The organism is Stenotrophomonas sp. GW821-FHT02D01 (assembly GCF_059421765.1).
Window position 1 is genome coordinate 159,587 of the sequence record NZ_JBWKVP010000001.1, and the last position, 23,906, is coordinate 183,492.

The 23,906-nt window shown below is 67.1% G+C and carries 25 protein-coding genes; 9 read left to right on the forward strand and 16 right to left on the reverse strand.

Annotated elements, in window-relative coordinates:
• Positions 1–7: 7 nt before the first annotated feature.
• The gene (locus tag AC07UW_RS00665; protein WP_363729920.1) at positions 8–592 is read right to left on the reverse strand and encodes a hypothetical protein; all 585 of its coding nucleotides are present in this window, start codon (positions 590–592) and stop codon (positions 8–10) included.
• A gap of 107 nt (positions 593–699) precedes the next feature.
• Here AC07UW_RS00665 and ubiH point away from each other — a divergent pair, with 107 nt between their 5' ends.
• Positions 700–1,905, forward strand: a complete 1,206-nt coding sequence (ubiH, locus tag AC07UW_RS00670; protein WP_495211227.1) for a 2-octaprenyl-6-methoxyphenyl hydroxylase — start codon at positions 700–702, stop codon at positions 1,903–1,905.
• Positions 1,902–3,083 carry a UbiH/UbiF family hydroxylase gene (locus AC07UW_RS00675; protein WP_495211228.1) on the forward strand — a complete coding sequence of 394 codons (1,182 nt, stop codon included), beginning with the start codon at positions 1,902–1,904 and terminating at the stop codon, positions 3,081–3,083. The genes ubiH and AC07UW_RS00675 overlap by 4 nt, the downstream gene beginning before the upstream one ends.
• 255 nt (positions 3,084–3,338) lie before the next feature.
• On the opposite strand, the gene AC07UW_RS00680 is transcribed toward AC07UW_RS00675, so the two are convergent.
• The 5 genes from AC07UW_RS00680 to AC07UW_RS00700 all read right to left on the reverse strand — a co-directional run bounded on the left by AC07UW_RS00680 (position 3,339) and on the right by AC07UW_RS00700 (position 8,102).
• The gene (locus tag AC07UW_RS00680; RefSeq protein WP_312786514.1) at positions 3,339–3,737 is read right to left on the reverse strand and encodes an EF-hand domain-containing protein; all 399 of its coding nucleotides are present in this window, start codon (positions 3,735–3,737) and stop codon (positions 3,339–3,341) included.
• Positions 3,737–4,804: a 23S rRNA (cytidine(2498)-2'-O)-methyltransferase RlmM gene (gene rlmM, locus AC07UW_RS00685; RefSeq protein WP_025877934.1), complete on the reverse strand. Its 1,068-nt coding sequence runs from the start codon at positions 4,802–4,804 to the stop codon at positions 3,737–3,739. The genes AC07UW_RS00680 and rlmM overlap by 1 nt, the downstream gene beginning before the upstream one ends.
• On the reverse strand, positions 4,788–5,348 hold the full coding sequence (locus AC07UW_RS00690; RefSeq protein ID WP_049465263.1) for a nucleoside deaminase: 561 nt from the start codon (positions 5,346–5,348) through the stop codon (positions 4,788–4,790). Before AC07UW_RS00690 ends, rlmM begins: the two co-directional genes overlap by 17 nt.
• A 96-nt stretch (positions 5,349–5,444) precedes the next feature.
• On the reverse strand, positions 5,445–6,176 hold the full coding sequence (locus AC07UW_RS00695; RefSeq protein WP_394198685.1) for a DUF6348 family protein: 732 nt from the start codon (positions 6,174–6,176) through the stop codon (positions 5,445–5,447).
• Between the two features lie 177 nt (positions 6,177–6,353).
• Positions 6,354–8,102, reverse strand: coding sequence for a glutamine--tRNA ligase/YqeY domain fusion protein (locus tag AC07UW_RS00700; protein ID WP_363729935.1), 1,749 nt, complete (start codon positions 8,100–8,102; stop codon positions 6,354–6,356).
• Between the two features lie 258 nt (positions 8,103–8,360).
• On the opposite strand from AC07UW_RS00700, the gene AC07UW_RS00705 reads away from it, so the two are divergent.
• Complete coding sequence (locus AC07UW_RS00705; protein WP_117309590.1) at positions 8,361–8,624, forward strand: putative signal transducing protein; 264 nt, start codon at positions 8,361–8,363, stop codon at positions 8,622–8,624.
• A 30-nt stretch (positions 8,625–8,654) separates the two neighbouring features.
• A complete protein-coding gene (msrA, locus tag AC07UW_RS00710) occupies positions 8,655–9,320 on the forward strand; it encodes a peptide-methionine (S)-S-oxide reductase MsrA (RefSeq protein WP_059066071.1) in 666 nt (221 codons plus the stop codon).
• A gap of 621 nt (positions 9,321–9,941) precedes the next feature.
• Here the strand turns inward: msrA and AC07UW_RS00715 are convergent.
• From AC07UW_RS00715 to ahpC, 5 genes are all read right to left on the reverse strand, one after another.
• Positions 9,942–10,898 (reverse strand): transaldolase, encoded by a 957-nt coding sequence (locus AC07UW_RS00715; protein WP_032977493.1) that lies wholly within the window; start codon positions 10,896–10,898, stop codon positions 9,942–9,944.
• A gap of 58 nt (positions 10,899–10,956) precedes the next feature.
• On the reverse strand, positions 10,957–11,361 hold the full coding sequence (rnk, locus tag AC07UW_RS00720) for a nucleoside diphosphate kinase regulator (protein ID WP_049468992.1): 405 nt from the start codon (positions 11,359–11,361) through the stop codon (positions 10,957–10,959).
• Positions 11,362–11,484: 123 nt separating this feature from the next.
• The gene (locus tag AC07UW_RS00725; protein ID WP_336024890.1) at positions 11,485–12,450 is read right to left on the reverse strand and encodes a LysR substrate-binding domain-containing protein; all 966 of its coding nucleotides are present in this window, start codon (positions 12,448–12,450) and stop codon (positions 11,485–11,487) included.
• A gap of 80 nt (positions 12,451–12,530) precedes the next feature.
• On the reverse strand, positions 12,531–14,123 hold the full coding sequence (gene ahpF, locus AC07UW_RS00730; RefSeq protein WP_495211229.1) for an alkyl hydroperoxide reductase subunit F: 1,593 nt from the start codon (positions 14,121–14,123) through the stop codon (positions 12,531–12,533).
• 214 nt (positions 14,124–14,337) lie between these two features.
• Positions 14,338–14,901 carry an alkyl hydroperoxide reductase subunit C gene (gene ahpC / locus AC07UW_RS00735; RefSeq protein ID WP_025877950.1) on the reverse strand — a complete coding sequence of 188 codons (564 nt, stop codon included), beginning with the start codon at positions 14,899–14,901 and terminating at the stop codon, positions 14,338–14,340.
• A gap of 306 nt (positions 14,902–15,207) precedes the next feature.
• On the opposite strand from ahpC, the gene prmC reads away from it, so the two are divergent.
• The 3 genes from prmC to AC07UW_RS00750 all read left to right on the forward strand — a co-directional run bounded on the left by prmC (position 15,208) and on the right by AC07UW_RS00750 (position 17,818).
• A complete protein-coding gene (prmC, locus tag AC07UW_RS00740) occupies positions 15,208–16,065 on the forward strand; it encodes a peptide chain release factor N(5)-glutamine methyltransferase (RefSeq protein ID WP_495211230.1) in 858 nt (285 codons plus the stop codon).
• A 49-nt stretch (positions 16,066–16,114) separates the two neighbouring features.
• The gene (gene pip / locus AC07UW_RS00745) at positions 16,115–17,056 is read left to right on the forward strand and encodes a prolyl aminopeptidase (protein ID WP_032977488.1); all 942 of its coding nucleotides are present in this window, start codon (positions 16,115–16,117) and stop codon (positions 17,054–17,056) included.
• 165 nt (positions 17,057–17,221) lie between these two features.
• Positions 17,222–17,818 carry a hypothetical protein gene (locus AC07UW_RS00750; protein WP_495211231.1) on the forward strand — a complete coding sequence of 199 codons (597 nt, stop codon included), beginning with the start codon at positions 17,222–17,224 and terminating at the stop codon, positions 17,816–17,818.
• Between the two features lie 145 nt (positions 17,819–17,963).
• Here AC07UW_RS00750 and AC07UW_RS00755 read toward each other — a convergent pair whose 3' ends face one another.
• On the reverse strand, positions 17,964–18,848 hold the full coding sequence (locus AC07UW_RS00755) for a LysR family transcriptional regulator (protein ID WP_495211519.1): 885 nt from the start codon (positions 18,846–18,848) through the stop codon (positions 17,964–17,966).
• A gap of 106 nt (positions 18,849–18,954) precedes the next feature.
• On the opposite strand from AC07UW_RS00755, the gene AC07UW_RS00760 reads away from it, so the two are divergent.
• Both AC07UW_RS00760 and AC07UW_RS00765 read left to right on the forward strand, forming a co-directional pair.
• On the forward strand, positions 18,955–20,373 hold the full coding sequence (locus AC07UW_RS00760) for an MFS transporter (protein WP_313251275.1): 1,419 nt from the start codon (positions 18,955–18,957) through the stop codon (positions 20,371–20,373).
• Complete coding sequence (locus tag AC07UW_RS00765) at positions 20,370–20,549, forward strand: hypothetical protein (protein WP_495211232.1); 180 nt, start codon at positions 20,370–20,372, stop codon at positions 20,547–20,549. Before AC07UW_RS00760 ends, AC07UW_RS00765 begins: the two co-directional genes overlap by 4 nt.
• 222 nt (positions 20,550–20,771) lie before the next feature.
• On the opposite strand, the gene AC07UW_RS00770 is transcribed toward AC07UW_RS00765, so the two are convergent.
• Genes AC07UW_RS00770 through AC07UW_RS00785 form a run of 4 tightly spaced genes read right to left on the reverse strand, consistent with a single transcriptional unit; the run spans position 20,772 to position 23,632 of the window.
• Positions 20,772–21,569: an N-formylglutamate amidohydrolase gene (locus AC07UW_RS00770; RefSeq protein WP_495211233.1), complete on the reverse strand. Its 798-nt coding sequence runs from the start codon at positions 21,567–21,569 to the stop codon at positions 20,772–20,774.
• Entirely contained in the window at positions 21,562–22,116 is a 555-nt protein-coding gene (locus tag AC07UW_RS00775; protein ID WP_223494284.1) for an NUDIX hydrolase, read from the reverse strand. Before AC07UW_RS00775 ends, AC07UW_RS00770 begins: the two co-directional genes overlap by 8 nt.
• Complete coding sequence (locus AC07UW_RS00780) at positions 22,113–23,057, reverse strand: 5'-3' exonuclease (protein ID WP_313251270.1); 945 nt, start codon at positions 23,055–23,057, stop codon at positions 22,113–22,115. Before AC07UW_RS00780 ends, AC07UW_RS00775 begins: the two co-directional genes overlap by 4 nt.
• On the reverse strand, positions 23,054–23,632 hold the full coding sequence (locus tag AC07UW_RS00785) for a nitroreductase family protein (protein ID WP_223494286.1): 579 nt from the start codon (positions 23,630–23,632) through the stop codon (positions 23,054–23,056). Before AC07UW_RS00785 ends, AC07UW_RS00780 begins: the two co-directional genes overlap by 4 nt.
• Between the last annotated feature and the right edge of the window lie 274 nt (positions 23,633–23,906).

Here is a 23,906-nt window from a genome sequence, read left to right on the forward strand (position 1 = left end):
ACGCGGCTCAGTGATGGATGTCGCGGCGGGCCTGCAGGAGCTTCAGCACCTGCTCCACGGCCAGCTGCAGTGCGGCGGCCAGGGCCACGTAGATCGCGGTGGTGCGCAGGTACGGACCGAACCACTGCGCGTAGTTCTGGGCCCAGCCGGCCACGGTCGGCTCGGCGACGTTCTGGCTGGTCCAGTAGAAACCACCCTGCGCCAGCAGATGGCACAGCGCCACCGACGCCACCAGCAGCAACGCACCCTTGCCGAGCACCGCCCACTGCGCGCTGCGGTAGTTGCGGCCCAGCAGCATGCCACCGGACCACATGGCGAAGTACGCCGGCAACAGCAGCCAGTAGCCTGGCGACACGCAGTAGTGCTGCCAGAAATCGAGACCGCTGCTGCGGATCACGATCCAGTCGACCAGCACCGCGAACACCATCAGCAGCGGGAACGCCCAGCGGGTCCAGCGGGCGAGGTAGAAGCCGCCGATGAAGAATACCGCCCAGGAGGCATCCGGGATTGCCGCGAAGTGATTGACGCGGGTCGCCGCCAGCAACAGCACGAGCACTGACAGGACGAAGGCGCGGGGGGCGGAGTCGGACATGGCGGCGGGCCGGAGCGGATTCAGGTTTCATTCTAGCCCGGCGCGGCGCTTGGCGCAGGCCGGGCGGCGTGGGGCATGCCGGCGCGGCGAGCGCGTATCATGCGCCCATGAGTGAACGACATGACGTGCTGATCGTCGGTGGCGGTCTGGTGGGTGCCAGCCTGGCCATCGCCCTGGACCGCCTGGGCCGCGACGTGGGCCTGCTCGAAGCCAGCCCGGCCGGGGAACTGCCGGCGGTGTTCGACCAGCGCAACCTTAGTTTTGCCGCAGCCACGATCAACGCGCTGACCGCGCTGGGGGTCATGCAGAAGCTGACGATGGCGCCCGGTCCGATCCGCCGCATCCATGTCAGCCGCGCCGGCGATTTCGGCCGGGTGCAGCTCGATGCCGCAGAGTACGACCGGCCCTGGTTCGGCCAGGTGGTGGTGGCGCGTGATTTCGGCCAGGCGCTGGAAAGCCGGCTGCAGGAGTTGTCACGGCTGCGCCGCTACCGGCCGATGCGTTTCCTTGGCCTGGGCGAGGTGATTGACGGCTACCGCCAGGTGCGGGTGGCCGATGACAGCGGCGAGCAGGTGCTGCTGGCGCGGCTGGTGGTCGGTGCCGACGGCACCAGCAGCGGCGTGCGCGATGCGTTGGGCATCGACGTTGATCGCCACGACTTCCAGCAGACGCTGTTCGTGGCCCGCGTGCGCAGCCAGCGCGCGCCCGATGGCACCGCCTGGGAGCGTTTCACCGATACCGGGCCGACGGCGTTGCTGCCGCGTGGCGACCGCCATTTCGGCACCGTGCACGGTGTTGCCCGTGACCAGGCCGAGGCGGTGATGGCGCTGGACGACGCTGCCTGGCTGCAGCGCCTGCAACAGGCCATCGGCTGGCGTGCCGGCCGCCTGCTCGACTCCGGTCCGCGCAGCGCCTATCCGCTGATCCAGGTACTGGCGCGCGCGCTGGTGGGGGAGCGCACGGTGCTGCTGGGCAACGCCGCGCAGACCATCCACCCGCTGGGTGCGCAGGGCTTCAACCTCGGCCTGCGTGATGCATTGACGTTGGCCGAGCTGCTGGAAGTGGAGGGCGATGCCGGCAGCGATGCACTGTTGCGATCCTACGTGGACCGCCGCGAAGAAGATCGACGACAGACGGTGGCGTTCTCCGGCGGCCTTGCCCGGCTGACCAGCAATCCGGCGCCGCTGCTGCGCCCGCTGCGCAGCCTGGGCCTGGTGGCCGCACAGCGCGCCTCGGTGCAGTCGATGCTGGTTGGTGGTGCGATGGGCTTCCGTGGCGATGTGCCGCGCCTGTGCCGTGGAGAAGCCGCATGAACCGGCGCGCACGCCTGGACGTGGCCATCGTTGGCGGCGGTGTGGTCGGCGCCGCCTGTGCGCTGGCCCTGGCCGATGCCGGCCTTGCCGTGGCGCTGGTGGAAGGGCGTGAACCGGCACCATGGCAGGCCGCACAGCCGGATCTGCGGGTGTTCGCCTTTGCCGCCGACAACGTGCAGTTGCTTGAGCGTCTCGGCGTATGGCCGACGATCGCGCAGGCACGCGCCTGGCCGTACCGGCGCATGCAGGTGTGGGACGCGGCCGGTGGCGACGACCTGCTGTTCGACGCTGATCGCTTCGGCCGTCGCGAGCTGGGTTTCATCGTCGAAAACGGCTTGCTGCAGGATCGCCTGTGGGCGGCGCTGCCGGCAGCCGGCGTGGAACTGCATTGCCCGGCCCGCGTGGAAGCGCTTGAGCAGGACGAACACGGCGTGCGCCTGCGCCTGGATGATGGCCGACGCATCGAAGCCGCACTGGCCGTCGCTGCCGACGGTGCGGAATCGACCCTGCGCGGACTGGCCGGGATCGAGGTCGAGCGCCACGACTACCAGCAGCGCGGTGTGGTCGCCTATGTGGACAGCGAGCTGCCCAATCAGGCGACGGCCTGGCAGCGCTTCCTGCCGAGCGGTCCGCTGGCGTTGTTGCCGGTGGCCGAGCGCCGCAGTTCCATCGTCTGGACGTTGCCCGACGACGAAGCGGCACGCGTACTGGCGCTGGACGAAGACGCATTCAATCGTGAACTGACCCGTGCCTTCGCCGCGCGCCTGGGCGAACTGCGGCTGGCCTCGCCGCGCGCGGCCTTCCCGCTGCGCCGGCAGCTGGCCCGCCACTACGTGGCCGGTCGTGTGCTGGCGCTGGGCGATGCCGCCCACGTGGTGCATCCGCTGGCCGGGCAGGGCGTCAACCTCGGCCTGCGCGATGTCGCCGCCCTGCAGCACTGGCTGGCGCCATCGGCCGAACGGCGTGGACAACCCCGGTTGTCGCCGCAGCGCGTGCAGCGCTGGGCGCGTGAGCGTCGCAGCGACAACCAGATCGCCGCCTACAGCTTCGACGCGATCAACCGGCTGTTCTCCAACGACGAGATGCACCTGACCCTGGCGCGTGGCCGCGCGCTGGGTTGCGTGGGCAAGTGGCCGCCGCTGGTGCAGGCCTTCTGGAAGCGCGCCGCAGGGGTGTGACGGCGATGCCCTGGTAGATGCCAACCTTGGTTGGCGCGTCGATCGGGCACCCTCGGCCCGGCTGGAGTGAGAGCCTTCCGACCTTGTACCAACCAAGGTTGGCACCTACCAAAAGCGGGTCATGCCGGTCTGCAGCGAATCGCTTCTGTAGACGCCAACCTTGGTTGGCGCGCGAGCCCCGGATCATCCGCCGGTAGCGCCGTCGTTTCAGTAGATCCACGCCATGCGTGGATACCATTACCTACCGCAGCGACCTCAATCGATCAGCCAGCCGGCCAGATCGGCGCGGTCCAGCTTGCCGCGGCGCTTGCTGTCCAATGCGTTGAACTCATCGGAAAGCGCCGGATTGGCCAGTGCTTCGTCACGGCTGATGAAACCATCAGCGTTCACGTCCAGCTCGGCGAAATGGATGCGGTACTGACCGACCACGCTGGCCGGCGCCACCGAGCGCACGGTTACCGGGGTTTCGCCCAGCGGTACCACGATGTCGACGCTGCCGGTCACACGGCCGGCCGACAGTGACTGCTGGCGGACCACGCCACTGTCATCGCGCAGCGGAGCGCTCTGTGCCGGTTGCGGGCGCGCCGGCTGTGCCAGTGCCGGCGATGCCAGCACCGCGGTACACAGCAGCAGGGAAATGCGCGGGATGTTCATCAGCGCAGCGGCGACGCCAGCACCGTGATTTCCTCACGGTCGTGGTACAGCTGCTTGGCACGTACCACCAGCGGCTTGCCGGCCTGCTCCTGGAACAGGTCCAGGCACAGGCGCGTCTCGTCCCAGCGCTTCTTCATCGGCAGCTTCAGGTTGAAGATCGCGTGCCTGCACCAGCCCTCGCGGAACCAGGTGGCCATGCGTTCGGCGACGCGACGCGGCTGCTCGACCATATCGCAGACCATCCAGTCCAGCGGCTGCTCCGGATGCCAATGGAAACCATCGGCGCGCAGGTGTTCGACCAGGCCGGTGTCCAGCACGTGCTGGCGCAGCGGGCCGTTGTCGATGCTCAGCACATGCACGTGCTGGCGCGTCAGTACCCACGTCCAGCCGCCCGGTGCCGCGCCCAGATCAGCCGCGCGCATGCCCGGGCGAACCAGCGCTTCGCGCTCTTCCGGGGCAAGCAGGGTCAGCAGTGCCTCGTCCAGCTTCAATGCCGAGCGCGAGGGTGCGTCGGGCAACAGCTTCAAGCGCGGAATGCCCAACGCCCAGGGTGCGCTGTCGTCCGGGTTGGCCACGCAGATGAAGGCGTGGGTGCCATCGACAAACACCACGTGCAGGCGCGGCAGGCGTGCGTTCGGTTTGTCGCTGAGTTTGCCGGCCTTGCGCAGCGCCGGGCGCAGGGCGTTGCCGAACGCACGCGCCAAGCCGGACAGTGGTTTGCCGGCGTCCGAATCGGGATGTTCCACCCACAGATCACCGAAGCGCGGCGCATCGGCCAGCACGTCCAGCATCGGCGTGATGCGGTCGGCCGGGTCCAACTGCGGCAGCTCGGCCAGTACCACCAGCTTCTGGCGGGCGAAGATCAGCTCGCGCCACGGCAGTCGCGGTGCGAGCGCCGCCGCTTCATCGCACATGAAGAGCACGTAGCCATCATTGCGCTGGGTGCGGGCGTAACCGGCAAAGCCGGCTGCGCCTGCGCGGAACTGCAGTTCGCCGGCCAGCTCGGGCTCGAAGCCCTGCCGGCACAGGCACAGCAGGCCGATGCCGGCCTCAGTAACGGGCGCCATCGCTTTCCCCATAGGCACGCAGCACGCTGCGCGCCGCATCGCGGTTCAGGCCCTGCACCACGTCGATGCCGCGCTTGTTGAGTTCGCCCACCCAGTCGGCCGGCAGCGGGCCTTCATCGAACGGGGTCAGTTCTTCCACGTCGGCCGAACTGGCGCCGATCAACAGGCGGTCGATGCCGGCCCACACGGTGGCGCCGTAGCACTGGCAGCACGGCTGCGAGCTGGTGGCCAGGGTGACCGGCGACAGCACTGCGTTCAGGCGCGGGGTCTGCAGGCGCTGCTGGGCCAGCATGTAGGCCATGTTCTCGGCGTGCGCCAGCGAGGTCGAGTGCGGCATCACCCGGTTCACGCCGGCGGCGATCACCTTGTCATCCGGCCCGAACACCACGGCGCCGAACGGGCCGCCACTGGCGTGGTCGACGTTCAGCCGCGACAGCTCGATCGCCAGCGCGACCTTGGCCTCGTCGCCCGGATATCGACGATCCAGGTCGATCTGGTCGTGGATCCAGGCGGGAAGGGTCAGGTGGACTTGCGCGTACAGCATCGCGGGGGTGCCTCGTTGGGAGTGAAAGGAACAGGTGCAACAGATGTCGGCGCGCAGTGTAGCGGCAGTGGCATGTACCGGGCGTGCGCGCTGGATTCAGGCCGCTGAGGGTGAGCCGGTGCGGATCACCACGTACTGCTTGCGGAATTCCAGCCCCGCCTGCGGCCAGCGCGCGGCATAGGCGCGCAGCAGCGGCAGGGCAGGGGCGAAGTCATGGCCGTTGACCCGGCAGTCGGCTTCGCACTGGCCCTGCTCGTCGCGCGACGCGAACAGGCGGATGGCCAGGAAGTGATTGGCCTTCAGCAGGTCGTCGAAGGCGTCGATGCTCTTGGTGAACAGGCAGCAGGGGCAGGAGCCGTGGTCGTCTTCGCTGCACGCAGCAGCGTCGTCCAGTTCGCGGGCGCGGTAATGGGCCAGCGGTCCCAGCACCACGGTGCGCTCGTGTTCCCGGCCGTCTTCGTTGGTCGGGTAGGTCAGCCCCATCATCGGCAGGTCCGGTGCGTCTTCAGCGCCGATGGCGGCCTGCAGGGTCGCCAGATCCACCCGCACCCAGGTGTCGAAGCCGGACAGCAGGGATTCCTGCTCGGTTGCGCCATTGGCGTGCTGGTATTCGAACAGGCCATCGGCGAACAAGCCCGCGTGACGGGTCTCGATGACGGTGGAGGTCTGCCAGCCGCCGTTGTCGCGTTCGTTGCTGGCGACGCCGTGCGGGGTCAGGTGCAGGCCACTGTCGAGCAGCAGTCCGTCGCCCTCGATGGTGCAGGCGATGTCACGGCCCAGCAGGACCTGTTGCAGCAGCGGCAGAAGTGCACTCGGGGCAGCGGACATGGCAGGGCCTGATGGGTAGGAAAGGATGGACGATGATGGCGGCATCCGCTGCGCGACGGCAGTGCGCGCCACGTGCGCAGCACGGCCAGGCCGCGTCCGCTGGTCAGCGATGCGGCTTCACGGGATGGGGCATTCGCCGGGATGACGCGGGCGCCTGTGCGGCGCCCGCGCAGGTGCTCAGGCCGACCAGGTGTCGCGCAGGGTCACGCTGCGGTTGAACACCGGCTTGGCTGCGGTGTGGTCGCGGCGGTCGGCAACGAAGTAGCCGGTGCGCTCGAACTGGAACGACTGTTCCGGCGCAGCGGTGGCAGCCGCCGGCTCGACATAGCCGATGACGGTGCGACGTGATTCCGGATTGAGGTAATCGCGGTAGGTCTTGCCTTCCGATTCATCGTCCGGGTTCGGCACCGAGAACAGGCGGTCATACAGGCGGATCTCGGCCGGCACGCCGTGCACCGCGCTGACCCAGTGGATGGTGCCCTTGACCTTGCGGTTGGCGCCTTCCATGCCCGGACGCGATTCCGGGTCCAGCCAGCCGCGCAGTTCGGTGATGGTGCCGTCGGCATCCTTGATCACTTCATCGCAGCGGATGATGCCGGCGCCGCGCAGGCGCACTTCGCCACCGGGAACCAGACGCTTCCATCCCTTCGGCGGCACTTCGGCGAAGTCCTCGCGATCGATCCACACTTCACGTGCGAACGGCACTTCGCGGGTACCGAAGCTTTCGTCCTTCGGGTGGTTGCTGAAGGTCAGCTGCTCTTCGTGGCCTTCAGCCAGGTTGGTCAGTACCAGCTTGACCGGGTCGACCACGGCCATGCGGCGCGGTGCAGCGCTGTCCAGGTCTTCGCGCAGCGCGCCTTCGAGCACGCTGAAATCGATCAGCGAATTCTGCTTGCTGATGCCCACGCGCTCGGCGAACAGGCGCATCGCCGCCGGGGTGTAGCCACGGCGACGCAGGCCCTGCAGGGTCGGCATGCGCGGGTCTTCCCAGCCGTCCACCAGCTGTTCGGTGACCAGCGCCATCAGCTTGCGCTTGCTCATCACCGTGTAGTTGATGTTCAAGCGCGAGAACTCGATCTGGCGCGGCTTGGCCGCTTCGCGCGGCAGGCCGGCGTCGACCAGCGGCTGGGTCAGCGCGTCATCGTGGGCGAAGTCGACGTTGTCCACGCACCAGTCGTACAGCGGGCGGTGGTCTTCGAACTCCAGCGTGCACAGCGAGTGGGTGATGCCTTCGATCGAATCGCCCAGTGCATGGGCGAAGTCGTACATCGGGTAGATCGGCCAGGCGTTGCCGGTGTTCTGGTGTTCGACGTGCTTGATGCGGTACAGGGCTGGATCGCGCAGGTTGATGTTGCCGCTGGCCATGTCGATCTTGGCGCGCACGGTGCGCGCGCCATCGGGGAATTCACCGGCGCGCATGCGGCGGAACAGGTCCAGGTTCTCCTCGACGCTGCGGTCGCGCCACGGCGAGGGCCGGCCCGGTTCGGTCAGGGTGCCGCGGTAGGCGCGCACTTCCTCGGCCGACAGGTCACAGACGTAGGCCTTACCGTCGGCGATCAGCTTCTCGGCGGCCAGGTAGTAGGCGTCGAAGTAATCCGACGCATGGCGCAGCTCGTTCCACTCAAAGCCCAGCCAGCGCACGTCGTCCTGGATCGCGGCCACGTACTCCGGGTCTTCCTTGGCCGGGTTGGTGTCGTCGAAACGCAGGTTGCAGACGCCGCCGAACTCGCCGGCGACGCCGAAGTTCAGGCAGATCGACTTGGCATGGCCGATGTGCAGGTAGCCGTTCGGCTCGGGCGGGAAGCGGGTCTTGATCGCCTGGTGCTTACCGCTGGCCAGGTCCTCGCGCACGATCTGGCGGATGAAATCGCGCTTCTCGTGGCTGTCGGCGGGGGTCTCGGGGCTGGCGGGGGTGTGCTCTGACATGAGTCGGCGAAAGAAAGGCAGAAAGATTGCCAGTCTAACGCTTACCGGGAAGGGCTGCCCGGTGGGCAGGCAGGGATGGCTGGGGTTGCCGGCCTGCGACCGGTACTACCAGACGAAGGGATCGCGGTTGCCGGCCAGCGGCCGGCACTACAGACGACACGGGTAGTGCCGGCCGCTGGCCGGCAACCCCCGGATGCCGCCCTCGGCACCATTCAGCCCCCGGGCGTATGCTGGAATCCTGTCCCACGGAGCTGCCGCATGCACATCGTGTACAAGGCCGACAATCTGTTCGACGCCCACCTGGTCAAGCACGCGCTGGAAGACGCCGGCATCCCGGCGTTCGTGTTCGGCGAGTCGCTGCTGGGCGGCATGGGCGAGCTGCCGCTGTTCGGCGTGCTGCGGGTCGGTATCCCCGACGCCGCGCGGCCACAGGCCGAAGACATCGTGGCGGCGCTGGACTTGGGCCACGCCACAGATGCCCCCATTTCAGATGCCGACGACATTGCCGGGCTTCCGGCGTAGGAGTGCATCATGTTGGGAATCGGACAGGGCATCCTCGGCATCGGGGCCTTCAAGCAGCGACTGCCGCGCCCGGAAGAGGCTTTGCCGGGCCGCGACCAGCCGCTGCCGCTGCACAGCAACCAGCACTTCGTGAACAGCCATCCGCTGAAGGACCGTTTCGCTGGCCTGCAGCAGATCCGCTTCGCGCTGGGCTGCTTCTGGGGCGCCGAGCGCAAATTCTGGAACGAGCCGGGCGTGTACAGCACCTCGGTGGGCTATGCCGGTGGAATCACCCCGAACCCCACCTATGAAGAGGTCTGCTCGGGCCTGACCGGCCACACCGAGGTGGTGCAGGTGGTGTTTGACCCGGCGGTTGTCAGCCTGGAGCGGCTGCTGCAGCTGTTCTGGGAAAGCCACGACCCGACCCAGGGCATGCGCCAGGGCAACGACACCGGCACCCAGTACCGTTCGGCGATCCACGCCACCGACGAGGCCCAGTACGCCGCGGCGCTGGCCAGTGGCGAGGCCTACCAGGCGCAGCTGGCTGCAGCGGGGTATGGCCCGATCACCACCGAGATCGTGTATCCGGCACCGACGTACTACTACGCCGAGGACTATCACCAGCAGTACCTGGCCAAGAACCCGAACGGCTACTGCGGCATTGGCGGTACCGGCGTGAGCTGCCCGATCGGGTTGGATGTGGAGGTGCCGCGCTGACGCGCGGTGGTCCGCCTGCGGCGGGCAACGTCAACGGCTGAAATCCAAAGCCAGAGCCAAAGCGGCTCTGGCTTTCTGTGGGTTGGGCGGGGCGGTGTGGGTTGGCAGGACACGCCGTGAACCCCCCTCCGGGGTCCGGCCCAGCCGCTGGCGGCTGTGCGTTCGGGCGCTTGCGAAGCAGTGCTTCGCAAGCAAAGCGCCCTCACCCATGGGGGCTCGATGGCGCCATCCATGGCGCCAACGGTCCTGCCAACCCACACCGCCCCGCCCCCGACAGTTTCCCGGTGACGGTGGGCAAGAGCATGGGTTACTGACGACCTGATGGAAAACAAAAAGGACGCGGCGAACGCCGCGTCCTTTTTGTTTGTTTGCTTGTGAGCAAGCGCAGCGCGCGACCCGCTTCTGCTCTTCTTTTCTTTCTTCCGTGGCGGGCGGCCACAGGAAACTGTCGAAGGCAGGGTGGGTAGGCCGTGCAGGGGCGTGAGCCGCATGGATGCGGCGACCGAGCTTACATGGACGTACTTGCAGCGTCCCCTGCACGGCCTACCCACCCTGCCAAACGCATGACCCGCTCTTCGCGACCCAGCCCCCCGCCACGAGGGGCTCAGCCGTTGGCTGGAATCACAGTTCCGAGCGAATGCGCTCGCGCAGCGCCTGCAGATCCTTGGCAAACGCATCGATACCGGTCGCCAGCTTCTCGGTCGCCATCGGATCGGCCGCCAGGTCGGCTGCGAACTTCGCCGCGTCGATCGGCGTCACCTGCACCGCTTCAGCGGCACCGGCCACCAGCTTGCGCGGCAGCGCGCCGTGGTCGGCGTCGAGCTTCTCAAGCAGGTCCGGCGAAATGGTCAGGCGGTCGCAGCCGGCCAGCGCTTCGATCTGCGCGGTCGAACGGAACGAGGCGCCCATCACCACGGTCGGCGAACCGCGGCGCTTGAATTCGGCATACACCCCACGCACGAACACCACGCCCGGGTCCTCGTCGATGTTCGCCGGGGTCTGGCCGTTGGCCACGTACCAGTCCAGGATGCGGCCGACGAACGGCGAGATCAGGAACGCACCGGCTTCGCTGCAGGCCAGCGCCTGGGTGGGGTTGAAGATCAGGGTCAGGTTGCAGTCGATGCCTTCGGCCTGCAGCACGCGCGCGGCTTCCACGCCTTCCCAGGTCGCAGCGATCTTGATCAGGATCTTCTCGCGCGGCACGCCGGCATCGGCGTACATCTGGATGAACTGACGGGCCTTGGCCACGGTCGCGGCGGTGTCGTGGGCCTGGTCGGCATCCACTTCCGTGGAGACGCGGCCCGGCACCAGCGTGCTCAGCAGCGCACCGACGCCGATGGTCAGGCGGTCGGCCACGGCGTGCACCACGGCCTCGCGGTCGCCGCCCTGCTGGCGGCCCCAGGCCAGTTCGCGTTCGATCAGTTCCGCATAGACCGGCAGGTCCAGCGCCTTCTTCACCAGGGTCGGATTGGTGGTGCAGTCCACCGGCTGCAGGCGCTTGATCGCCTCGTAGTCACCGGTATCGGCAACGACCACGGACAGTTCGCGCAGCTGGGACAGTTTGGACGGGGTACTCATTACGGCTCCTGGTGCGGGGATTGCAGGGAAACTGATCGCGCGCGGTACGCAGCGCAGGTCAGGGACGGTCGTTGTGGACCGCGCTCACGCGCAGCCGCAGCTTGCGGCCGCCCGGGGCGGTCCAGTCGATGCTCTGGCCAACGGCCAGGCCAAGCAGGGCGCTGCCGACGGGCGCCAGCACGGACACCTTGCCTTCATCGACATTGGCTTCGCGGGGGAAGACCAGGGTCAGGACATGCTTCTCGCCCGACACTTCATCTTCGCACTCCACGCGCGAATGCATCATGACGATGCCTTCGGGAATCTGGTCTGGCGGCAACACGGTTGCCCGGTTGAGCTCATCGGCAAGCGCACGCGCGGCCGGCGTCTGGCTGTGTGCCGGGGATTCGAGCATGGCGTCCAGGCGGTCCATGTCGAGGGTGGAAACAGTGATCGACGGCGGCAGGCCGCTGGCGGTGTTCATGGTGACGCTCCTTGGTTGAAAGCCATGCAAAAGGCGGCACCTGCTGGCGCCGCCTGACTGTATTGTGGGGACAAATGCGGCCGGAATCGACTCCCGGCGGTTTCGATGCCCGGCTGCGGTGTCTCAGCCGTTCAGCACCGGCGTGGGCGGGGTAGCAGTATTGCCGTTTGCCGGGGCCAACGCCTCCAGCGTAAACAGCGCATCGGGCAGGCGCTTGAACTGCTCGGCCAGCTCCATCAGGAACTCGTTCATCGCCGAGCTGCGCCGCCAGATCATGGCGATGCGACGGCTGGGACGGCCCTCGCCGACGAAGTCGATCAGGCGGATGTTGTTCGAGCGTGGCACCGGCGGCTGTACCGACAGGCTGGGCAGCAGGGTGATGCCAACGTCGGCGGCGACCATCTGTCGCAGCGTTTCCAGGCTGGTGGCGCGGAATTCCGACTTTTCATTGGCGCCGAACAGGCGACAGACTTCCAGCGCCTGGTCACGCAGGCAGTGGCCGTCTTCCAGCAGCAGCAGCTTCTGCGTGGCCAGTTCCTGTACGTCCAGATGCTCGCGCGTGGCCAGCGGGTGGCGGCCGGAAACGGCCAGCAGGAACGGTTCCTCGAACAGGAATTCGGCGTGCAGCTGGTCGTCGATCACCGGCAGTGCCAACAGTGCAGCGTCCAGTTTGCCCTCGCGCAGGCGCTCCAGCAGCACATCGCTCTTTTCTTCCACCAGCAGCAGTTCCAGCTCGGGGAAGCGCGTGCGGATGCGCGGAATCACGTGCGGCAACAGGTACGGGCCCAAGGTCGGGAAGATCCCCAGGCGCACGGTACCCGCTTCGGGATCGCGGCTGCGTCGAGCCGCTTCCTTCAACTGCTCCACTTCGGCCACGATCACCCGTGCCCGCGCGGCTGCTTCGTGGCCAGCGGGGGTCAGCATCACCTTGCGCGGCGCGCGTTCCACCAACGGCAGGCCCAGCTCCTCTTCCAGCTTGCGGATCTGGGTCGACAGCGTGGGCTGGCTGACGAAGCAGGAGGCGGCGGCCCGGCCGAAGTGCTTGTGATCGGCCAGGGCCACCAGGTATTTCAGGTCACGCAGGTTCATCCTCAGACCTCTCGGGGTACTGCACCGGCAGGGCGTGCCCTGCCGGCTGATGGTGCTCCCGATGGCCTGGGAACATTGGATCAGGCCGCTTCGGCCACCGCGCCGCTGCTCTTGGGAACCGAGGAGCGGATCAGGTGATCGAAAGCGCTCAGTGCGGCGGTCGAACCGGCGCCCATCGCGATGATGATCTGCTTGTAGGGTACCGTCGTGCAATCGCCCGCGGCGAACACGCCCGGCAGATTGGTCTGCCCACGGTCATCGATGACGATCTCGCCACGCGGCGAAAGGGCCACGGTGTCCTTCAGCCATTCGGTGTTCGGCAGCAGGCCGATCTGCACGAAGATGCCTTCCAGTTCGACGCGATGGGAATCACCGCCGACACGGTCCTTGTAGACCAGGCCGGTGACGCGGCTGCCGTCGCCCAGCACTTCGGTGGTCTGCGCGCTGGTCAGCACGGTGACATTGGCCAGGCTGCGCAGCTTCTTCTGCAGCACTTCGTCGGCACGCAGGCTGGAATCGAATTCCAGCAGGGTCACATGCGACACGATGCCGGCCAGATCGATGGCCGCTTCAACGCCGGAATTGCCGCCGCCGATCACCGCCACGCGCTTGCCCTTGAACAGCGGGCCGTCGCAGTGCGGGCAGTACGCCACGCCCTTGTTGCGATACTGGTCTTCGCCGGGCACGTTCATCTGCCGCCAGCGGGCGCCGGTGGACAGGATCACCGAGCGCGACTTCAACACCGCGCCGTTTTCCAGCTGCACCTGCACCAGGCCGTCTTCGCCGGCCGGCACCAACGCACTGGCGCGCTGCAGGTCCATGATGTCGACCTCGTATTCGCGCACGTGCTGTTCCAGCGCCGTGGCCAGCTTCGGGCCCTCGGTCTCCTTCACCGAAATGAAGTTCTCGATCGCCATGGTGTCCAGCACCTGGCCACCGAAACGCTCGGAGGCGATGCCGGTACGGATGCCCTTGCGCGCGGCATAGATCGCCGCAGCGGCACCGGCCGGGCCACCACCGACCACCAGCACGTCGAAGGCGTCCTTGGCGGCGATCTTCTCGGCATCGCGCTTGCTGGCATTGGTGTCCAGCTTGGCCACGATCTGCTCGAGGGTCATGCGGCCCTGGTCGAACACCGCGCCGTTGAGGTAGACGGTCGGCACCGACATGATCTCGCGCTGCTCGACTTCCTCCTGGAACAGCGCGCCGTCGATGGCCACGTGCTGGATGCGCGGGTTGAGCACCGCGGCCAGGTTCAGTGCCTGCACCACGTCCGGGCAGTTCTGGCAGGACAGCGAGAAATAGGTTTCAAACCGGTAGTCGCCTTCCAGGTTCTGCACCTGCTCGATCAGCTCGGCAGTGGCCTTGGACGGATGCCCGCCGACCTGCAGCAGGGCCAGCACCAGCGAAGTGAACTCGTGGCCCATCGGCAGGCCGGCGAAGGTCAGGTGGATGTCCTGGCCCGGCGTGCCCAGGTCGAAGGATGGCACGCGGCCCTGACCGTCGCGCAGCACCTGCAGCGAGATCTTGTCCGACAGGCTTTCCAGGGTCTGCAGCAGTTCCAGCATCTCCTGCGACTTGGCACCGTCGTCGGCATGCGCGGTGATCTGGATCGGGCGGGTCACGCGCTCCAGATAGGTCTTCAGCTGCGACTGCAGGTTGGCGTCCAACATGGTCTTCTCCTGGCTTCAGGCAAAACGGGGGCGTGGCACCGCTGTAGAAGGTAGCGGACCAGCGAGGGGGTAGGGGTGAACCCAAGAGGGCAGCGCGGACCTGTGGAAGGGGCGATGCGGGCGCGGCCGTCTTGGGTTCACCCCCACGCCGGCGATGTGGCCGGCACGGGGGTGGGCGCGCCGCAGCGTGGGGCTGCGGCAGGCCGGTGCTGCTTTAGATCTTGCCGACCAGGTCCAGCGACGGGGTCAGGGTCTTCTCGCCTTCCTTCCACTTGGCCGGGCAGACCTGGTTCGGGTTGGCGGCGGTGAACTGGGCAGCCTTCAGCTTGCGCAGGGTCTCGGAGACGTCACGGGCGATCTCGTTGGAGTGGATCTCCAGGGTCTTGATCACGCCTTCCGGGTTGATGATGAAGGTGCCGCGCAGGGCCAGGCCTTCTTCTTCGATGTGCACGCCGAAGGCGCGGGTCAGCTGGTGGGTCGGGTCGCCGACCAGCGGGAACTGGGCCTTGCCCACGGCCGGCGAGGTTTCGTGCCAGACCTTGTGCGAGAAGTGGGTGTCGGTGGTGACGATGTAGACCTCGGCGCCGGCCTTCTTGAACTCGGCGTAATGGTCAGCGGCGTCTTCGATCTCGGTCGGGCAGTTGAAGGTGAAGGCTGCCGGCATGAAGATCAGGACCGACCACTGGCCCTTCAGGGTGCTGTCGGAGACCTTGATGAACTCGCCATTCAGGTAAGCGTTGGCTTCGAACGGCTGGATCTGGGTGTTGATCAGGGACATCGTTTTTCCTCTGGGTGAAGGGGAGTGGGTGAATCGACAGGACCTAGGTTACTGGTTCCATTTCGATAAAGACAATGAATTGATTACATCTATTTGATAGATGCAGTCTATTGATTTGCGCTGAGCCGACAATGAATCAGGCCACCTGCATCCTGCAACCCGCTGTATGACAAGGGAAATCGTCAGCGGCTGCGGAAACCGGTCGATAGGTCTCTCATATCCCACCGCAGCGAATCCCGCCCCAGCGAACCTGAACGGTTTCCAGACTCTACAATTGCGGGCCCACCGCCCGCGCCAGTGCCTGCCATGCCCGCCGATTCCGAACCGTCCCTGCGCCAGGTCGTGGCCGACGCCAGCGGCCGCCTGGGGGGCGCCGAGGCCCGTCATGAAGCGGAGCTGCTGCTGCTGCATGTGCTGCAGCGACCGCGCAGCTGGTTGTTCGCGCACGCTACCGATCTACTGCCCGCCGCCGAGCAGGCCGCGTTCGAGGCCTTGCTGGACCGGCGCCTGGCTGGCGAACCGGTGGCCTACCTGACCGGCCGTCGTGGTTTCTGGACCCTCGATCTGGAAGTCGACCCGGCCACCCTGATTCCGCGGCCGGAAACCGAACTGCTGGTGGAGCTGGCGCTGGATCGCCTTCCGCCGGACCGCACGCTGCAGCTGGCCGACCTCGGTACCGGCAGCGGCGCCATCGCCCTGGCCCTGGCCAGCGAGCGGCCGCAAGCGCAGGTGCTGGCCACCGACGCCAGTTCCGCTGCGCTGGCGGTGGCGGCCCGCAACGCCGCGCGCCACGAGCTGGGCAACGTGCGTTTTGCCGAAGGTGGTCTCGACTGGTACGCGCCGCTGCACGGTGAACGCTTCGACCTGATCGCCAGCAATCCTCCCTATATCGCCAGCGACGACCCGCACCTGCAGCAGGGCGACCTGCGCTTCGAGCCGGCCACGGCGCTGGCCTCGGGCGTTGATGGGCTGGACGACATCCGTCGCATCATCGTCGGCGGCGGCGACTACCTGCAGCCCGGCGGCTGGCTGCTGATCGAGCACGGCTGGGACCAGGGCGATGCCATCGGCGCGCTGTTCGAGCAGGCCGGCTACATCGACGTGCAGACCGTGCAGGACCTGGAGCAGCGCGACCGGGTCACCCTGGGCCGGCGACCGGCCTAGAATGGGGGTTCTCCTGCCAAGGGCAGGGCACCACCACGGAGCTGCAAGCATGCGTACGCTGTACCCCGCCATCACCCCTTATGACGTCGGCACCCTGAAGGTCGACGACCGCCACACGCTGTACTTCGAACAGTGCGGCAACCCGGACGGCAAGCCGGTGGTGATGCTGCATGGTGGGCCCGGCGGTGGCTGCAGCGACAAGATGCGCCAGTTCCACGACCCGGCCAAGTACCGCATCATCCTGTTCGACCAGCGCGGTGCCGGTCGTTCCACCCCGCACGCCGATCTGGTGGACAACACCACCTGGGACCTGGTGGCCGACATCGAGAAGCTGCGCGAGCACCTCAAGGTCGATCGCTGGCAGGTGTTCGGTGGCAGCTGGGGCTCGACCCTGGCGTTGGCCTATGCGCAGACCCATCCGCAGCGCGTGACCGAACTGGTGCTGCGCGGCATCTTCATGCTGCGCCGCTGGGAGCTGGAATGGTTCTACCAGGAAGGCGCCAACCGCCTGTTCCCGGACGCGTGGGAGCATTACCTCAAGCCGATTCCGGCAGTAGAACGCCATGATCTGATCTCCGCATTCCATCGCCGCCTGACCAGCGAAGACGAAGCAACGCGCCTGGACGCAGCCAAGGCCTGGGCGGTGTGGGAGGGCGCAACCAGCTTCCTGCACGTGGACGACGACTTCATCAACAGCCATGAAGACCCGCACTTCGCGCTGGCGTTTGCCCGCATCGAGAACCACTACTTCGTCAACGGCGGTTTCTTCGAAGTGGAAGACCAGCTGCTGCGCGACGCGCACCGCATCGCCGACATCCCGGGCGTGATCGTGCACGGCCGTTACGACGTGGTCTGCCCGCTGGCCAACGCTTGGGACCTGACCAAGGTGTGGCCGAAGGCGAAGCTGGAGATCACCCCGGCCTCGGGGCATTCGGCGTTCGAAGCAGAGAACGTCGACGCGCTGGTGCGTGCTACCGATAGTTTCGCCTGATCGGGCCGTGGTAGTGCCGGCCGCTGGCCGGCAACGCCTTACCGGTAGCGCCGGGCCATGCCCGGCGGCGATTCTCCCCTTGTTCAAGGCTGTCGCAATTTGCCTTGAACCGGGGCGAGGCGGGCTGGCACCGTGGACGTCTGTGCAATTTTCGGCGACCCCACCATGTACACCCGCCTGCTGTTGACCACGGGAAAGGCCTCTCCAACCGATGCATACGTTGGCGGCGGTGCGTTTCTTCCAGAGAACATACCTTGGCCAACCTGTGTTGAAGGTCGTGCGTTCTTTCACCTGATGGCACTCCCTGCACATTGGTTCTATCCGCAGGGCGTTGCTGAGGATTTCTGGTTCTCAGTCTTCATCCCCACCGATACCCAGGATCATTCCCACTTCCGTCGGCTGCGCGCGGTGCAGGGAACCAGCGAAGCAGTTGTGCTCGCATACAGGCGTGGCGCCGCATCCAGAAGCCGATGCATGAGCGACTCGCTTGAGCGCGGCCGTATCGAGCGTGTGGAGTGTTTGGAACCTGACGATGATGAGAACCTGGATTCCAAGCTGGATGGAGTCGATGCATGGCTGCAATCAACTTTGACGTGGAATGGCGGTCGCCGTCGCTTGATGCTCTACGGAGCGGACATCGACGGCATTCTGCCTTCGCACAAAGGCGTACTGTCCGACGGCATGGCGTATCTGTTCCTCCAGGATAAGCCTGATTTTTCTCTGGGAGGACGCGCCGGGGCGTTCTTTCTCCAATTGGGCTGAATCAGTTTTTGCTATGCCGCGCGCTGGCTCTGCACCGAAGTCCACATCCACGCGCGGCGTGGATTTAATGCGCTCCGTAGTGCCGGCCGCCGGCCGGCAATCCTTGAATGAGTGGATTTCTGCAGACGCCGGCCAGCGGCCGGCGCTACCAATCCCCGGCCAACAACGCGTTGGCCAGCACCTGCAGCTTCGGTGAGTGCTGGCGCGACGGCGGGTAGATCAACGACAGCGCACGGCTGCGGCCTTCGAACGGCTGCAGCACGCGCTGCAGGCGGCCATCGGCCAGCGCGTCGGCTACCGCGAAATCCATCACCTGCACGATGCCGATGCCCGCAATCGCTGCCTCCACCAGCGGGTCGCCGCAGTCAAACACCATCCGCGTCGGCGGCGTGACCTCGCGCAGCTGCCCGTCCTGCAGGAACTGCCAGTCCACCAGCCGGCCGCTGCGCAGGTTGCGCACCGCCAGGCAGGCATGGTTCTGCAATGCCGCCACATTGGCCGGCTCACCCTGCGCGGCCAGGTAGGCCGGGCTGGCCACGGTCACCCAGCGCAGTGGCTTCAACGGACGCGCCACCATGCGCTGGTCGGCGATGGTGCCAGTGCGCAGGGCGGCGTCGAAGCCTTCCTCCACCAGATCCACCAGGCGGTCGCTGAGCACCGCTTCCACCTGCAGCTGCGGATGCTGCTGCAGCAACGGTCCCAGCAACGGCACCAGCACCTTGCGCCCGAACATCGACGGAGCGCTGATCTTCAACGTGCCCGATGGCGTGCAGGGGCGGTCGGCCAGCAGCCGCTCGGCGTCTTCCATCCCGCACAGCAACGGTCCCACCTGCTCGACGAACTGCTGGCCATCCGGGGTCAGCGCGACATTGCGCGTATTCCGCTGCAGCAGCTTTACCCCCAGCGAGGCTTCCAGCCGGCCGATCGCGCGTGACAGCCCGGACTGGCTCAAGCCGAGCTGGCCGGCGGCGACGGTGAAGCTGCGCGCCTCAGCCACCTGCACCAGCATGCGCACCGCGTTGAGGTCCATCGAGGATCCATTCATGCGGAAAATCATGACAGAAATCGCGCTGAGGGGGTTTATTGATTCACCTGCATCAATGAGACTGCCGTCCCCCCTCCGAACCGGGCGCCGCATGCCTCCCCTGAAATACCCGCGCTGGGCGCTGACCCTGCTGGCCACCGCGCAGCTGATCATCGCTCTGGACGCCACCATCATCTTCGTCGCCCTGCACGACATGGGCCGCGCGCTGCAGATCAATGCGCAGCAGCTGCAGTGGGTGGTCAGCGCCTATACGGTGGCCTTTGGCGGCAGCTTGCTGCTGGGCGGGCGTGCGGCCGATCTGCTGGGCCGCCGCCGCTTCTACCGGCTGGGCATGCTGCTGTTCGCGCTGGCCTCGCTGCTGGGTGCGCTGGCGCCCAATGCCACGCTGCTGATCGTGGCACGTGCGGCGCAGGGCATCGGTGCGGCGCTGCTGTTTCCGGCCACCCTGGCCCTGATCAATACGCTGTATGCAGAAGGCCCGGTGCGCAACCGCGCGCTGGCAATCTGGAGCATGGCCAGTGCGGCGGGCCTCGCGCTGGGGACGCTGCTGGGCGGTGTACTGACCCAAGCCTTCGGTTGGCCGGCGGTGCTGGCGGTGATCGTGCCGTTGGCCGCCGCCTGTGCAGTTGCCGCGGGCGCGTGGCTGCCGGCCGATGGCCCGCGCGTGCGCGGCCGTTCCTTCGATCTGGCCGGTTGCCTCACCGTCACCGCCGGCGGCAGCCTGCTGGTCACCACCCTGGTGCAGGGGCCGGAATGGGGCTGGACCGCGCCGGCCACGCTCATCTGCCTGTTGCTGTCAGCCGTGCTGCTGACGGTGTTCGTGCAGATCGAAAAGCGCAGCCGCGACCCGCTGATGCAGTTCGCGCTGCTGCGCCTGCCCGGCCTGCGTGCAGCACTCGGCCTGACCTTCGCGTTCATGAGCAGCTATGGCGTGCAGTACTACTTCCTGGCGCTGTACTTCCAGGATGGCTATGGCTGGAGCCCGCTGCAGGCCGGCATGGCCTTCCTGCTGCCGACGCTGGTGTGCACCTTCGGCATCCGCATTGCCGAGCGCATGCTGCAGCGCCGTTCGCCGCGGCAGGTGCTGGCTTGGGGCTTCGCCGCCGGTGCAATCGGCATCACCGCAGTGGCGCTGGCGATGCCGCACGGCGCCAGCTACTGGCCGCTGCTGCCGGGCATCGTGGTGCTCAGCGTGGGCCAGGGCATGAGCTGGACGGCGATGTGGATCGTGGCCGGGCAGGGTGTGCCGGGGCCGCAGCAGGGTGTGGCGTCCGGCATGGCCGCTACCGCACAGCAGATCGGCGGCGCGTTGGGACTGGCAGTACTGGTGATGGTGGCCAACGCCGCACGCGGCACGCAGGCGGCAACCAGTCCTGATGCCCTGCAGGGCATGGTCAATGCACAGTACGGTGCTGCGCTGTTCGCCGCGCTCGGCGTGGTCATCGCGCTGGGCCTGCGTCCGGCACGGATAGACTGCAGCTCTCCCGACGCGCTGCCCAACGACGCATGATTGCACTGCTTGATCTTCGCCAGACGCTGGGCGCGTTTGCCGCCTGCAATGACGACCACGACGTATGGGAATCGTTCGGCTGGGTGCATGCCAGCGAGGGCGATCTGCTGACAGCGCGTTTCTGGTTGCCGGCAGATGAAGACGCCGCGTTCGATGATGACGGTGAGGTGCCCTAGGTCGTGCAGGCGTTCCCGTGGATGGATGTGCCGCTGCTGCGGTAGTGCCGGCCGCTGGCCGGCAACTGCAATGATCCAGCTGCCCTGAGGTTGCCGGCCAGCGGCCGGCACTACCAATCCCGGGCAGATCCACACCATGCGTGGATGTACCAATCCCGGGCAGATCCACACCATGCGTGGATGTACCGATCCCGGGCAGATCCACGCCATGCGTGGATGGGGTCATCCGAACGCCAACAACTGCGGCTGCAACGCGCTGAAAATACGCGCCAGCCGCTCCGCCCACGCCTGTTGCCCGGCGGCATCGGCGATCAGGTCCTGGCGGATCTCCAGTTCCACATGCACCAGGCCGCGACCTTCGCCATGCACCGGCACCGCGTAGTCGCTGCTGCTGTTGACCGAATACGGTTCGTTGTCGCCCACCACCAGGTCGCCTTCATCGCGCAGCGCCTGCAGCAAGGCGTGGGCAAAGCGGGTGTCCTGGTGGTACAGCACGCCGGCATGCCACGGACGCTGCATGCCGTTCATCACCGGGGTGAAACTGTGCATCATCACCAGCAGCGTCGGCCGTGCCGCATCGCGGCGTGCATCCAGTTCGGCATCGATGCGTGCATGGTAGGGCGCGTGGATCGCATCGATGCGCTGCTGCCGCTGTGCGGGCGACAGCCCGGCATTGCCCGGCACCACGGTATGGTCGCTGACCTCGGGGATCAGCGTCGGCGAAACCAGCGGGCGGTTGCAGTCGATCAGCAGCCGCGAATAGGTCTGCTCGATCGCCCACGCATCCAGCCGCTCGGCCAATGCACGGGTGGTGCCGCCGATGCCGATGTCCCAGCCGATATGCCGGTCCAGTTCGGCCTGCGGCAATCCAAGGTCGGCCAGTGCACGCGGCACCTGTTGGCCGGCATGATCAGCCAGCAGCAGGAACGGCGAGGCGCCCTGCGCACGGTGCACGCTGAAGATCGCCGGATCGTCGGCGCCCAGCAGTGCCGGCAGCGCGTGCAGGCCGGCGTCAGCCACGGGGCCGTCCATCCAGGTGGTGCTCGATCATCCACAGGCCGGCCCACAGCTTGGCATCGGCTTCATAGCCTTCGGCCATTTTCTGCACCAGCCAGGCGGCCGCCTGCGTGCGCGGCACTTCATGCACGGTGATGTCCTCGCTCTCGTCGCCGCCGCCTTCGCCGATGCGACGCAGGCCGGTGGCACGCACGAAGGCGATCTTCTCGCTGCTGGCACCGGAGGAGGTGGGGCCGATCATCAGCACTTCGGCGTGCTCGGCGGTCCAGCCGGTTTCCTCTTCCAGCTCGCGTACAGCGGAAACTTCGATGGACTCGCCCGCATCGATGTCGCCGACCAGCCCGGCCGGCATCTCGATGGTCGACGCCTGCAGTGGTACGCGGAACTGTTCGACGAACAGCACGTTGTCCTCGGGGGTGACGGCAATGATGATCGCGGCCAGGCCGCCGGCGTGGGTGCGTTCGCTGTATTCCCAGCTGCCGCGCACGACCATGCGCTGGTACTTGCCTTCGTAGACGACACGCGGTGCTTCGGTGTTGCGCTGGCTCATGCGGGCTCGCTGGAAGTAGGGACGGGGTCGGAAATGCCGGCGGCACTGAACAGCCGGCGGCGGGTCATGGGGCCGAAGCGCAGGGTCTGGCACAGGCCGCCGAGCAGCTCTGGATCGGCCGCCTGGCGCGGCATGCCGGGCTGGCAACCTTCCAAGGGTGCGTCCAGGGCGATGGTGGTCAGCTGGCGCCAGAGCTGGGCGTGCTCGCGCTGCTCGCGCAGGCGCACGGCCATCTGGGCCGCGCCGCGCAGGCGCAGGAACGGCACTTCGTCCAGGCGTTCGTACAGCACGTCCATGCTGCCGAAATGGGCCAGCAGCACGGCCGCCGACTTGGCGCCGACACCGCTGATGCCCGGAATGTTGTCGACCGCATCGCCGCACAGCGCCAGGTAATCGGCAATCTGGTGCGCGTGCACGCCGTGCCGGGCCTTGACTCCGGCCACGTCCCAGCGCTGGTTGCGTGCGTAATCCCATTGCTCGTCATGGTCGAGCAGCAGCTGCGACAGGTCCTTGTCGGCGGAAATGATCATGCCGCGATGGCTGCTGCGGTGGCCATGCAGGGCGCTGCCGATCAGGTCGTCGGCTTCGTAATCATGATGCGCCAGTACCACCAGGCCGAGCGCTGCGCACAGCGCCTTGCAGTGCACGAACTGGCGCTTGAGCGCTTCCGGCGCCGGGTCCCGGTTGGCCTTGTAGGCCGGGTACAGGCGGTGACGGAAGCCACTGTCCAATGCCTCGTCGAAGGCGATGGCGATGTGCCGGGGGCGTTCGCGCTCCAGCAGGTCCAGCAGGAAACGGGCGAATCCATGCACGGCGTTGGTCGGCCAGCCCTGGCTGTCCTGGAATTCGTCCGGCAGCGAATGCCAGGCGCGGAACACGTAGATGCTGGCGTCGACCAGGTACAGCGGCGGCGGTATCGCCACGGGAATCACGGCGCTCACTGGCCGGTCCAGTCCTGCAGCAGGGCCGCGGCATCGGGGCGCTCGCGTTCGGGCACTTCGGCCTTGGGCGTGCCGATGTGGATGAAACCGGCAATGCCTTCGCCCTCGGCCAGCCCGAGATGGGCGTGCACGGCGGGATCGAAGGCCATCCATGCGGTCAGCCACTGCGCGCCGAAGCCCAGCGCCTGGGCGGCCTGCAACAGGGCAAAGCACACGCAGCCGGCGGTCATCAGCTGTTCCTGTGCGGGAACTTTCGGGTCCGGGCGGGGGCTGGCCACCACCACGATCACCAGCGGTGCATGGCTGAAGCGCTGGCGGTCCTTCTCGAACACGGCGTCGCCGGCATGTGGATCGCGCTCACGGCTGCGCGCGGCCAGGAAGTCGCCCAGAGTGTGACGCGCATCGCCGGCGATCTTCAGGAAGCGGAACGGTACGCGCTTGCCGTGGTCGGGCACGCGGACCGCCGAGGTCAGCATCCGCTGCAGGGTGGCCGGATCCGGTCCGGGCTCGCCCAGTTGCCGCGAGGGCACCGAGCGGCGGGCATCCAGGGCAATCAGGGCAGCAGGGTCGGGCATGGAGTCTGAACCGGTCATCACGGGTCGCTGATTATAGTCGGGGAGGTAGATGACGCCGTTTGTGTCGCGTCAGACCCCTGAATAGCAAACTGTGATGAACATCATGCCACTGGCGGATCACGGAGCCCCGCTTCCCCTCGCCTCGCAGGCCCTGCACGGCTTACGATACGTAATATTGCCGGGCCGCCGTTCATGAGGTTTGAAGTGAGGACTGTTTCACTGTCCGCGATGGGCTGGGCGGCCTACCATCGAGGGACCGGTGCATGGGGTGTAC